This window comes from uncultured Corynebacterium sp. (genome assembly GCF_945649885.1).
In the GTDB taxonomy this organism is placed as follows: domain Bacteria; phylum Actinomycetota; class Actinomycetes; order Mycobacteriales; family Mycobacteriaceae; genus Corynebacterium.
In genome coordinates this window covers 1-11,620 of the sequence record NZ_CALZFS010000097.1, presented here as the reverse complement: position 1 = coordinate 11,620, position 11,620 = coordinate 1, and the positions used below count along the sequence as shown (strand labels likewise).

At 57.4% G+C, this 11,620-nt stretch carries 11 protein-coding genes; 3 read left to right on the top strand and 8 right to left on the bottom strand.

The window, feature by feature from the left end; translation table 11 throughout:
* On the bottom strand, positions 1 to 465 hold a 465-nt coding region (locus Q0M74_RS10410), incomplete at its 3' end, for a nucleoside hydrolase (protein WP_293954150.1).
* A 110-nt stretch (positions 466 to 575) separates the two neighbouring features.
* Here Q0M74_RS10410 and Q0M74_RS10405 point away from each other — a divergent pair.
* The gene (locus tag Q0M74_RS10405; RefSeq protein ID WP_293954148.1) at positions 576 to 1,778 is read left to right on the top strand and encodes an MFS transporter; all 1,203 of its coding nucleotides are present in this window, start codon (positions 576 to 578) and stop codon (positions 1,776 to 1,778) included.
* Here Q0M74_RS10405 and Q0M74_RS10400 read toward each other — a convergent pair.
* Positions 1,775 to 2,431, bottom strand: a complete 657-nt coding sequence (locus Q0M74_RS10400; RefSeq protein WP_293954146.1) for a YitT family protein — start codon at positions 2,429 to 2,431, stop codon at positions 1,775 to 1,777. The two genes, Q0M74_RS10405 and Q0M74_RS10400, sit on opposite strands and share 4 nt — an antisense overlap.
* Positions 2,432 to 2,684: 253 nt before the next feature.
* Between Q0M74_RS10400 and Q0M74_RS10395 the strand changes: the two genes are divergently transcribed.
* A complete protein-coding gene (locus Q0M74_RS10395) occupies positions 2,685 to 4,184 on the top strand; it encodes a CoA-acylating methylmalonate-semialdehyde dehydrogenase (RefSeq protein WP_293954140.1) in 1,500 nt (499 codons plus the stop codon).
* A 316-nt stretch (positions 4,185 to 4,500) separates the two neighbouring features.
* The gene (locus Q0M74_RS10390) at positions 4,501 to 5,538 is read left to right on the top strand and encodes a zinc-dependent alcohol dehydrogenase (protein ID WP_293954138.1); all 1,038 of its coding nucleotides are present in this window, start codon (positions 4,501 to 4,503) and stop codon (positions 5,536 to 5,538) included.
* 619 nt (positions 5,539 to 6,157) lie between these two features.
* Here Q0M74_RS10390 and Q0M74_RS10385 read toward each other — a convergent pair.
* The 6 genes from Q0M74_RS10385 to Q0M74_RS10360 form a co-directional block, all read right to left on the bottom strand.
* Positions 6,158 to 6,541 (bottom strand): hypothetical protein, encoded by a 384-nt coding sequence (locus Q0M74_RS10385; protein ID WP_293954136.1) that lies wholly within the window; start codon positions 6,539 to 6,541, stop codon positions 6,158 to 6,160.
* A 43-nt stretch (positions 6,542 to 6,584) separates the two neighbouring features.
* Entirely contained in the window at positions 6,585 to 6,863 is a 279-nt protein-coding gene (locus tag Q0M74_RS10380; RefSeq protein ID WP_293954134.1) for a helix-turn-helix domain-containing protein, read from the bottom strand.
* A 475-nt stretch (positions 6,864 to 7,338) separates the two neighbouring features.
* On the bottom strand, positions 7,339 to 8,664 hold the full coding sequence (locus Q0M74_RS10375) for a M20/M25/M40 family metallo-hydrolase (protein WP_293954132.1): 1,326 nt from the start codon (positions 8,662 to 8,664) through the stop codon (positions 7,339 to 7,341).
* A gap of 15 nt (positions 8,665 to 8,679) precedes the next feature.
* Positions 8,680 to 9,345 (bottom strand): methionine ABC transporter permease, encoded by a 666-nt coding sequence (locus tag Q0M74_RS10370; protein ID WP_293954130.1) that lies wholly within the window; start codon positions 9,343 to 9,345, stop codon positions 8,680 to 8,682.
* Complete coding sequence (locus Q0M74_RS10365; RefSeq protein ID WP_293954128.1) at positions 9,342 to 10,346, bottom strand: methionine ABC transporter ATP-binding protein; 1,005 nt, start codon at positions 10,344 to 10,346, stop codon at positions 9,342 to 9,344. Before Q0M74_RS10365 ends, Q0M74_RS10370 begins: the two co-directional genes overlap by 4 nt.
* Entirely contained in the window at positions 10,346 to 11,173 is an 828-nt protein-coding gene (locus Q0M74_RS10360) for a MetQ/NlpA family ABC transporter substrate-binding protein (protein ID WP_293954126.1), read from the bottom strand. The genes Q0M74_RS10365 and Q0M74_RS10360 overlap by 1 nt, the downstream gene beginning before the upstream one ends.
* Positions 11,174 to 11,620 lie beyond the last annotated feature (447 nt).

Sequence of the window (11,620 nt, the reverse complement as noted above, 5' to 3'; positions counted from 1 at the left end):
GAGGTAGGCCCCGCCCATGAGCGTGGTGTTATCCACCGGGCCGAAATCCGCGAGGTTGGTGGCCGGCCCGCTGACGATCAGGCGCAGGTCTGGGTGTTGTGCAATGAGAGTGCTCCACAGGTCCCGCCATCCCTGCACGCCCCCAGCACTCCCACCTTCGCCAACAGGGACCTCCCCAGGTGTCACATACCCCAATCCCAGTGCACCATGGGTTTCCTGGGTGGTCACCAGCGGCACGTCCTTCGGCCCGGGTAACCCGGGCAGCACCGGTACCTCTGGTAGACCGCAGAGATCAAGCACCCACCTGCTGTTGCGGGCGGTTTGTTCCACCTCCACATTGCCGGCGGTGGTGGTCACCCCGCAGAGTTCGATCTCACCACCATGGTGAAGTGCCGCGAGATAAATCAGGGCGAGGGCATCGTCGATGCCGGTGTCACAGTCGATGAGAACAGGAATACGTGCCATGGGTACAGAGTCTAAAACACCCCCTGACACCTGGACACCACCTACAGACTTCCCCGATACTCCCCCATGTTTCTTCGATACCCTCACCCCCTCGTTTATGGTTAAGCACCATGACCACCGCAACCACCCCGCATCCGGAGCGCAAAAAGGTTATCGCCGGGTTGATGTTCGCCCAGATCATGATCGGCCTCTCCCATGGCATCACCTTGTCCATGGGCAGTCTGCTGGCCGCTTCCATGGCAGGTACCGCCTGGGGTGGATCGGCCGCTACCCTGACCACGATCGGTGCGGCACTCTGGGCGCTGCCACTGGCGACATTGTTGAGCCGCTACGACAGGCGGGCATCATTGAGCGTGGGTATGCTGCTGGGTTGCGTCGGTGCGGTACTCGCAGTGATCGGCGCCCAGTTCGGGCTCTTCCCGGTGGTGCTGCTGGCCTTCCTGTTCCTGGGTGCCATGAGTGCGGTGAACTTACAGGCACGTTTTGCCGCCACCGATGTTGCCAGCGACGCCACCCGCGGGCGCGATCTGTCCATGGTTGTCTGGTCCACCACCATCGGCGCGATCATCGGCCCCAACCTGTTCACCCCGAGTGCCCAATTCAGCCAAATGATCGGCCTGGATGAACACGCAGGCGCCTATATCATCTGTCTGCTCGGCCAGCTCATCGCGGTTGCCGTCTGGTTCTTCACCCTCCCCAAAGGCCTCAAACCCGACACCAACGGAGCCGAAAACGCAGGCCCGGCCACGCTCACCCCCATGGCGCGTCGGGCTGTTTCTGCTGTTGCGGTGGCTCATTTTTCCATGGTGGGCATCATGTCCATGACCGCGGTGCACATGCAGGGGCATGGTGCGAGCCTCACCATCATCGGCTTCACCATCAGTCTCCACGTGGCGGGCATGTACGCCCTGTCGCCACTGTTCGGCATCCTCACTGACCGCGTTGGCCGCGGTGTGACCATCGGCGCGGGCTTCACCATGCTGGCTGCTTCCGCATTGTTGCTGGTGATCTGGCCGGAACCACAGTGGTCCGTGATTACCTCGCTGGTGTTGCTCGGCCTGGGTTGGAACTCCGCCCTGGTCGGTTCTTCCGCCATGCTTAACGACGCCACCCCCACCCATCACCGCGCCCACGCCCAGGGGCGTTCCGACCTGACGATGAACCTGGCAGGTGCTGCTGGCGGGTTGCTCGCCGGTGTGATTGTCGGCGCCACAGGAATGCAGTATCTCGCCGCACTGGTGCTGGGTGTGGTGCTGATTCAGGCGTTCCTCACACGTCCACGGGCTGGTGCCAAGGTCACCACCCAGATTTAGTCATAACGCTTGTCCACGCGGAACTGCTGCTCAACATTGGCAATCAGTTTCAGGATCATACCCACACCGAAGGCAGCAGCCACCGTGCCCTCACGGACGCCCTCCAGTCCGCCAAGCAGCACCAGGGACAACACCGTGGCGGCCGCAACGAGTGTCCAGTCAAAGATCATCTTCACATTGCCCAGCTGCAACGGGGTCTTCATGGCCAGCAGGGCAACCAGACCATCTGCCGGGATGTAGGTGAGCTTAGGTTTCATCTCAATGTGCACACCCACCGCGATGATGAGGATGCTGATGATCACCCAGATCCACTGCATCAGATAGTTCTGAGGATCCACCCACGGGGTGAGCAGCATGGAGATGTCGATGAAGAATCCGAAGAGAAAAGCTGCCGGAATCTGCATCAACTGGAACAGGGGAAAACTTCGCCCACTGATCACCATGGAGATCATCACCATCACCATGTTGAAGATGATGGACAGTGTTCCCACCGACAGTGCGGTGGTAAAGGACAAAACAGTGGGCATTGCGATCACGGGCCCCGTTCCCAAGTTGGCCCGGATGGAAATGGCGATGCCAAAAGCCAAAATGAACAATCCGAGGGTGAACAGAGTGGTCCGCTGAAGAATTTTGAGTGTTTTCCTGGGGTTCATCTTCGCGGAATCACCGATCCTGTCCTATTAAGCTGTGTTTATCTCTATGCACCATAGTCTTATGCAATTTAATTGCATGTATTAACTGGTCTTGCCGATATTTCCAACAGATTTTATTCAGGCTTACCTGGATTTCCCATCCAGGCCTGACCACTGAGCTTCTACCCCCGATAGTGCAAGACAACAGCTCTGCGAAAGGCCCCTGAGAACCATCCTCCTCACAGTGTCTCTCCCCTTCAAGGAGTAAAAGATCATGACCACCTCAATTGCCACCCAGATTGTTCCGCACCTGATTGGCGGCGAACCCACCAGGGAAAGTGCCCGCTCCCAGCCGGTTTACAGCCCCGCCACGGGCGAGGAAATTCGACAGGTTCCCCTCGCAGACACCGAACTGTTGAATCAGGCAGTTGCTACCGCTGCACAGGCACAGAAGTCCTGGCGTTCGCTCGGTCTGGCAAAGCGCAGCCTGGTATTTTTCCGCCTCGCAGCCATCATCCGTGATGAGCAGGAGGATCTGGCACGGATCATTACCGAAGAGCATGGAAAAACCATTCCGGATGCACTCGGCGAGATTGCCCGTGGCCTGGAGAATGTTGAGTTCTGCGCTGGTCTGATGCACCACCTCAAGGGTGAGAACGCTGAGCAGGTCGCCTCCGGTGTGGATGTCCAGCAGCTCAAACAGCCAGTTGGGGTTGTCGCCTGTATTACCCCCTTCAACTTCCCGGCAATGGTGCCTCTCTGGATGATCTCCACGGCAATCGCAGCAGGCAACGCCGTCATCCTGAAGCCCTCTGAACGCGACCCTTCAGCAACCGTGTGGATTGCTGAAGCCTTCCAGCGTGCCGGTCTTCCAGACGGAATCCTCAATGTCGTGCACGGAGACAAGGACACCGTGAATGCCATTCTGGAGCACCCTGTCATCCGAGCTGTTTCCTTTGTCGGCTCCACCCCTATCGCCAAGCACATTTACTCCACTGCCGCCCTGCACGGAAAGCGCGTCCAAGCCCTGGGTGGAGCCAAGAACCACATGGTGGTCATGCCTGATGCCGATCTCGACTCCGCAGCAGATGCCGCCATTTCCGCAGGGTTCGGCTCTGCCGGACAGCGTTGCATGGCTGTATCTGTTCTAGTTGCTGTGGGAGACATCGCTGATGATCTCATTGAGAGAATCACCCTGCGCATGAATGACCTCAAGCTCGGTAATGGTGCAGAAGCTGACACTGACATCGGACCCCTGATCACCAGGCAGGCACAGGAACGCGCTGACAGGATTCTGGACTCCGCCCCAGGTGAAGGCGCAACCATCGTCGTGGATGGCAGAACTTCAGCCCAGGGGATGGACGGATTCTTTGTTGGTGCAAGTCTGGTGGACAATGTTCAGCCGGGAATGCAGGTTTACGATGAGGAGATCTTCGCACCAGTACTTTCAGTAGTGCGCGTCAACACCTACGAGGAGGCTGTAGAGCTGATCAACTCCAACAACTACGCCAACGGCGTAGCCCTGTTCACCCGTGACGGCCGGACCGCACGAGAGTTCCAGATGGATATCGAGGTCGGAATGGTTGGCATCAACGTGCCCATCCCGGTTCCCATCGGCGCCTTCTCCTTTGGCGGTTGGAAGGACTCCCTCTTTGGAGACACCCATATGTACGGACCCGAATCCTTCAACTTCTACACCCGCAGCAAGGTCATCACCTCCCGCTGGCCACTTCCCGACGAATCCCAGATCGAACTCGGTTTCCCCACCCACTAGGTAAACCGTTTCACCACGCCACTCCCCTCATCACCCCCGGGGAGTGGCGTTTTCCCGTCTCCGCACCGATACCGCTGTCCACTAGGACACACATCTACATGGTAAGACCACCCCCACCGATGAGCATCCCCCGGTCTTAAATTTAGGAATTTTCGGCCAAAAGCCCTCCATAAAACAGCACTGAACAGCAAGGGTAATCTCCGCAGACGGTAATGTGATATGCACCTCAATCCATATCCCAATATGCCCCATGACACCCGCAGGGTTAGCTATAGTCACATTAGTAAGATTCCCAAAGTTGGAAAGGACCCCCTGCATGTCTGATTCTCACCCCTCAACCTTCACCGCCGCCGTTGTAGAAGAATTTGGCCCCACCCTCAACATCCGCGAAGTGGAAATTCCTACACCTGGCAGAAACCAGGCACTGGTCAAACTGCACGCATCCGGAATCTGCCACACCGATCTCCACGCAGCCGAAGGCGATTGGCCTGTCCAGCCTGCCCCACCTTTTATTCCCGGCCATGAAGGCGTGGGCGAAGTTGTGAAGCTCGGCCCCGGCGAGCACACCGTCAATGTTGGTGACATCGTGGGCAATGTCTGGCTCTGGTCCGCCTGTGGCGAATGTGAAAGCTGCCGCACCGGCTGGGAAACCCTCTGCAACTCTGCAGAATATGGCGGCTATACCACCAATGGTTCCTTCGGCGCCTACATGCTGGTGGACACCCGCTACTGTGCACGCATCCCAGAAGGCTGTGACCCTGTTGAGGTGGCACCGATCCTCTGTGCCGGCGTGACCGTATATAAGGGACTCAAGGTCTCTGAAACCCGCCCGGGTCAGTACATGGTGATTTCCGGTGTCGGCGGCCTCGGACACATCGCCGTCCAGTACGCCGTGGCCATGGGCATGCGTGTGATCGCTGTGGATATCGCCGATGACAAGCTGGAACTGGCCACCAAGCATGGTGCAGAATTCACCGTGAATGCCCGCGCCGAGGATCCGGTGGAGAAGATCAATGAAATCACCGGTGGTGGCGCCCACGGAATTCTGGTCACCGCAGTTCACCCGCAGGCCTTCGGCCAGGCGATCGACATGGCCCGCAAGGGTGGCACCATCGTGTTCAACGGCCTTCCACCAGGAGACTTCCCGGCCCCCATCTTCGACATCGTATTCAAGGCCCTCACCATCCGTGGCTCCCTGGTGGGTACCCGCCAGGACCTGGAGGAGGCATTGGACTTCTACGCACGCGGCCTGATCAAGCCAACTGTGGAAGCCTGTTCACTCGAGGACGTCAACGATGTCTTTGAGGAGCTACGTCAGGGCAAGGTGGATGGACGAAAGTCGATCCGCTTCTAAAAACTGTCACGGATCAAAAGCGTGAGTCCCCCCTCATAGGGGCTCATGCTTTTTTACTTTTCCAGAGGAGTCATGATGTCATCATTATGTTGTCATCGGGATGACCAGGTGTTCCCCGATATAACCGATGTAGATCTTTCCATCATCTGCATCTAAATAATGAAGTCGCGGTGCTTTGCCTCCCTCATGAGCCAGCCTGCAGTGCGCCCACATGCTCTGGCGGCGGGTGGGGGGGGGGAAATATGCTCCGGCACTTCCAGCAGACGCACACTGCTAAATTTCTCCTCGTTTTGAACTCATTTTGTCTCACTTGGAGCATGAAGATTCAGGGTCGGGAGCGGAAGCAGCTTCCCCGTGTGTCTGAGATAGCAGCACGTTCTGCCATGAGGCAATCATTGAGAATTGCCGACCATACCCTACCGATGAAACCAAAGTTGCTTGAAACAGGGGCAGTCATCGTAACGGGGTCTCCACATGGTCAAGGAAGTATCAGAAGATAACGCTTCTCAACAGCCTATCCCTGTTCCCTCCCCCCATCCTTGATTAACTGAAGGTCTCTATTAAAATTCATGGCCCCTCAAGCAGGAAAGCCCTAAAAGAGCTACACCCTGCATATGAATCAGTTTCTACCGATTTCAGGGAGTCGCTGCAGCTGGCCAACCTCATGCTCAACCCTGCGGGCAAAGTGGGGGCAGGAAGAATCTACTAATGCCTGATCCAATGTTTTCTTGCTGCCAGCACAATACTTCAAGGATGCTGGATTATCAGGAAAATCAGGCACAATCTCATCGAGGCTGACTCTGATTAAATCTGATCTACGCTTGGTCTGACATCCCTGACGGCGAGGGGTTCTTTTACGGAAATTACTGATGACCTCAGCTATCACATCCTCAGTGGTATGAACCTGAAACATACCTTCGTTGGCGTTCCTCAGAAGAAACAGCCAATCCATGAGGGTTTTGCTGAAGAGGATATTCGCATCAACAAAAACACGCTGGGCCATCTCTTGAGGATAGTCCACTCAAGAGATGGCAGCAGGAATACTACTAATCTTCGATGCCCAGTTTTTTATCGAGGACACGCAGCTCTTCGAAAGCCCGAAGTCGGTCTTCACGACGCTTTTCCTTCAGCTCCAGAACTTCCTTGCGCAGGAATCGACGATGCGTTCCCACATCGAATGTAGAAATCTTCTTCTGGTCAGCCCACTTCATCAAAGTAGGTCGAGATACCCCGAGAATCTCTGCTGCTGCGGTACTTGTCAGCTCATCAGGAACACGCAGAATACTGGTTGGCTCCCCCTCAGACAGTGCTGCAAGGGTAGACATAAGAATGCCCGCTACCTTTTCAGGTAATGCGATTTCAGTCCCATCATGCTTTTTAAGGACGAGTGCCATCCCTCTGGATGATTGCGTGCTGAAAACAGCACGTGCTTCTGCAATGATTCTGTCATCCATAGCTATACGGTTCTGGCTCTTGATCGACGATGACATGGCGGTTCCTTCTGTCGTGGTGCCGCCCAAGAGTAGGTCACTTGCACTTATACCTGCACCCCCCTGGGGTTCGATCAAGCAAGATGAAGCATGATCAGGCAGCTTCAAGTCCGGGAAGTCTCCGCCAGATCAGCGCCCGGTACCCAACGCCCCAGGCAGTTCGCTCACGCTGCCTTTCCATAGACTTCAACCCACGTGGTCACCACCAACCAACCACGCTTATCGATGCACCCCCTACCCCGCCACCATAAAACGCCTGCTATTTCCTGGAATGGAAACAGCAGGCACCTTGACGATTTAAAGCGAACTACTAGCCCAGAAACTCCCTGACCACGGCGTCATAGCCGCGGATGGTCAGTTCTAGATCCTCCAGGTGGAGGGCTTCATCATGGGAGTGCAGCTGGCCCAGCGCTTCGGCGAGGGTGCGTTCGCGGGCGTGGACGGCAAAGCCATAACCCACGCCGCCCAGGCGGCGACCAAAGCGCAGGTCCGAGCCACCGGAAGAGATGATCGGTACCACGGGCGCGTCGGGGAAGAAATCGCCCAGAACCTTCTCCAGCACGTGGTAAAGACCGGAATCGGTGGGGCTGACGGTGGCTTCTTCAGAGATCAGGTGTTCAATCTCCACCTCATCAGCCAGATCCCCCAAAGCCTTCCGCAGGGCATCATCCACATAGTCATTGGTCTGCCCCGGCAGGGTGCGGATATCCAATTCCAGGTAAGCATGCGATGGCAGGACGTTGATGGCCTGGCCTGCACGGACCACGGTCTGGGCGATGGTGAGGTGGGAGACGGCATGGGCGAAACGTGCCAGTTCGCCGAACTCTCCATAGGCGGCCGGATCAGTGCCTTCCAGGAGCGCTTTTTCCACTGCCGGGTCAAAGCGGAAGGCCTGGACAAAGCCCTGCCAGATGTCATCTTTGGCCACGGCGATATCAGCGGCGGCGATGCGTCGGGCCACCTCACCGATCTTCACAATTGAGCTGTCGCGATCGAAGGGGATGGAACCGTGTCCGGCGTCGCCGTGGACATGGATGCGTCGCTGGGCAGCACCCTTTTCACCGATGTTGATCACCACGGCGTCGCTGCCATCAGTAACGGGCAGGTGTGAGCCACCGGTTTCTGAGAGGCAGTTCTTCCAGCTGAAGGCCTGTGGGTGTTCCTCCGCGATCCACTTTGCACCGAGTCCACCACGGGCTTCCTCATCGGCGATGCCGACGAAGGTGAGGGTGCCGCGCAGGCCACCTTCGCGTGCCACCTGGCGGGTGACGGCTGCCTGGGTGGCGGTGATGAAGAGCATGTCCACTGCTCCCCTGCCCCAGATCTGTCCCTCGGAGATCTCCGCACCGAAGGGGTCCTTGGTCCACTTCGGTTCGTCGATAGGCACCACGTCGGTGTGGCCGAGCAGGGTCAGGGGCTCGGCGTCGGGATCGCTGCCGGGGACGGTGAAGATGATGGTGGTGCGTCCCGGGCGGGGTTCCAGACGCTGGATCTCCACGTTGGGAACACCGGCGAAGAAGCGTTCCAGGGTGTCGGCATTGCGGACTTCCTGGCCAGAATCTGGAGTGAGGTCATTCACGCAGGCGTTGCGGATGAGTTCCTGGAGAAGAGGCAGGGTTTCTTCATAGAGGGTCAAATTTTTCTCCACTTTCTAATAGCGGGAACGTGCCGCAAGCCAGTTGCCCAGGGACTGGATGCCCTGGACGACGATGATGAGGATGATCACGGTGGCGATCATGGCCACGGTATCGAATTGCTGATAGCCATAAGAAACCGCCAGGTCACCCACGCCACCACCACCGATGACACCGGCCATCGCGGTGGCACCGATCAGGCCCACACAGGCTGTGGTCATGGCCAGGACGATGGAGCTCTTTGCTTCGGGCAGCAGGAAATACCGGATGGTCTGCCAGGTGGATGCGCCCATGGACTGGGCGGCCTCCATGATGCCCTCGGGCACTTCCAGCAGTGAATTCTCAATCAGTCTGCCGATATAGGGTGCGATGTAGATGGTCAGCGGCACCAGTGCTGCGGTGGTGCCGATCGAGGTGCCGGCAATCAGTCGACTGAAGGGCACGATGGCCACCATCAGGATGATGAAAGGCAGTGAGCGGATGATGTTCACGATCACGTTCACCACGTTGTAGATCGCAGCATTCGGCTTCAGACCGTCTTTACGGGTGAGCACCAGTAGCACGGCAATCGGAATGCCGAGCAGGCTGCCGATGAACAGCGAGATGCCTACCATGTAGATGGTTTCGTTGAAGGCATCCAGGTATTGCTGGTTGGATACGCGGGTATCAAAAAGTTCGGTCATGACAGCACCTCCACGTCCAGCCCCTCGAGGGCGGAAGCCCAGTTGGCGGCTTCAATCGCCCTGGTCCCCTTGATGCCGAGCACCAGGGTGCCCACGGTGGTGCGCCTCAAAGGTGCCTCCGTGGCGTTCAGCAGGGATATCGACACATCGAATCGCGCGGCGAGATCCGTGATCAGATCACGTGCTGCGCCTTCGCGGTAGGTCACCCGCACCGCGGTGCCCACACTGCCCGAGGCAATGTCTTCTGCCACCTTTTCCGGCAGGCGGCTGGGCACGACGGTGTCCACGAATCTGCGGGTCAGTGGGTGTTGCGGTGCAGAAAAGACCTTATCGACGGTCCCATGTTCAATCAGTTCGCCATTTTCCAACACTGACACCCCATCGGCGATCTTGGCCACCACATCCATCTGGTGGGTGATGATCAAGACGGTGACACCGAGCTCAGCATTGATCTTGATGATCAGCTCGAGAATCTGATCAGTGGTCAGGGGGTCGAGCGCGCTGGTGGGTTCATCACAAAGCAGGATCTTCGGCCTGGTCACCAGGGCACGGGCAATACCGACGCGCTGCTGTTGACCACCGGAGAGCTGCTTGGGGCGGTTGCCCGCACGACCGGCGAGGCCGACAAGTTCCAGGGATTCCGCAACGCGCTGAGCAATCTCCTTCTTGCCCACACCTGCCAGTACCAGCGGCATGGCGACATTTTCTGCCACCGTGCGTGAGGCCAGCAGGTTGTAGTGCTGGAACACCATGGACACATTCGCGCGCAGTGCGCTCAGATCTCTGACCCCGAGTTGTGCCGGTTCAACGCCGAGGACCTCGACGACACCGGAGGTCGGTGTCTCGAGGCCATTGACGGTACGGATCAGCGTGGACTTGCCGGCACCAGAGGTGCCGACCACACCGAAGATCTCCCCTTCTGCGACATCAAAGCTGATGTCTTTGAGTGCGTGGAGATCCCCGTAACTCTTGGAGACGTTTCGGAAGGAAACAGCATGCATTAGTTGTATTCCGGTACGAACCAGTAGCCGTTGGAGTTCTCCTCATCCAGGAATGCTGCGAACTCATCCGACTGGTAAGCGTCCGTGACAGCCTGTGCCCACTCGGAATCCTGCTTATCCTCGGTGGTCACCGCAACCAGAATCAGCTCAGGGCGCAGGTCCTCATCCAGCAGCGCCAGCTCAGCGTCAACACCGGAGGAGTAGGAGATGGAACCTGGGATAACACCCCAGTCCAGGTCCTGCAGGGAACGTGGGATGGTGGCGGAATCCATCGGCATGATCTCCAGATCATGAGGGTTGTCCGCAATATCATTCACCGTGATCTGGATCGGATCGTGGCCTTCCTTCAGGGTGATCCAGCCAGCCTTGACCAGAATATTGAAGGCACGGGACTGGTTGGAGGCATCCAGTGGAATGCCCACGGTCTGGCCTTGAGCGACATCATCCAAGGAACTGTGGGAGTCGGAGTACAGCTTCGCGGGAACAGTCGGGATCTCCACCAGGGAAGCCAGGTTTCCATCACGTTCACGGTTGAAGACCTCCATATAGGCGGTGTGCTGATCCACGTTGAGATCAACAGAGCCCTCGTCAACAGCGATATCTGCCTGCTGGAGATCGGAGAAGTTGGTGTATTCCAGGGTGTAGCCCTGCTCTGTCAGGATGGGGTCAATGCCGTCCTTGAAAAGCTCGGAATAAGGCCCGGGTGAGGTGCCCACCTTGATCACGTTGGCATCCCCTTCAGACTCACTGCTGCAGGCAACAAGCGAGAAAGCTAATGCCACGGCACCGATGGTGGCGCCGATCTTATGGGTGAATGAAGCAGCCACAATAACTCCTACATGTTGAGTTTCATATATTTCTAAATGAAACTATAGACCGTAGAGTTCAATTTTCATAGACTGTGCTGTCTATAATTGATTTCGCTCCTTAATCAACCACCCTACAATCCAGAACAGCACCCACGCCTGCCCCATCAGAGAATGGCCCACTTCACACAGGAAGCACCAGCCTTGTCTGATATGGAAAAAGCCCCCACGGGCGTTACCCTGAGAACGACACACAAGCTTGGTCTGACCATGACAACAACAACCCAAACTTCAACGAAACTGCAGCAAGAGACGACTTCCCACATGGACGGCACCCCGCCAAAGAATCTGAACACACCACCTCCACCAGGATCCGCCATCCCCGCACCCGGCGGAGCGATCCCTGGGACTATCCCCGGAGCAGGAAAGGCACCGGAGGCACCACCTCCGGCGCCTACACCTGCCGCC

Coding starts and splice junctions, on each gene's coding strand:
- Q0M74_RS10370 (WP_293954130.1), bottom strand. CDS start 9,345: ATGACCGAACTTTTTGATACCCGCGTATCCAACCAGCAATACCTGGAT.
- Q0M74_RS10390 (WP_293954138.1), top strand. CDS start 4,501: ATGTCTGATTCTCACCCCTCAACCTTCACCGCCGCCGTTGTAGAAGAA.
- Q0M74_RS10380 (WP_293954134.1), bottom strand. CDS start 6,863: ATGTCTACCCTTGCAGCACTGTCTGAGGGGGAGCCAACCAGTATTCTG.
- Q0M74_RS10405 (WP_293954148.1), top strand. CDS start 576: ATGACCACCGCAACCACCCCGCATCCGGAGCGCAAAAAGGTTATCGCC.
- Q0M74_RS10385 (WP_293954136.1), bottom strand. CDS start 6,541: ATGGCCCAGCGTGTTTTTGTTGATGCGAATATCCTCTTCAGCAAAACC.
- Q0M74_RS10395 (WP_293954140.1), top strand. CDS start 2,685: ATGACCACCTCAATTGCCACCCAGATTGTTCCGCACCTGATTGGCGGC.
- Q0M74_RS10400 (WP_293954146.1), bottom strand. CDS start 2,431: ATGAACCCCAGGAAAACACTCAAAATTCTTCAGCGGACCACTCTGTTC.
- Q0M74_RS10365 (WP_293954128.1), bottom strand. CDS start 10,346: ATGCATGCTGTTTCCTTCCGAAACGTCTCCAAGAGTTACGGGGATCTC.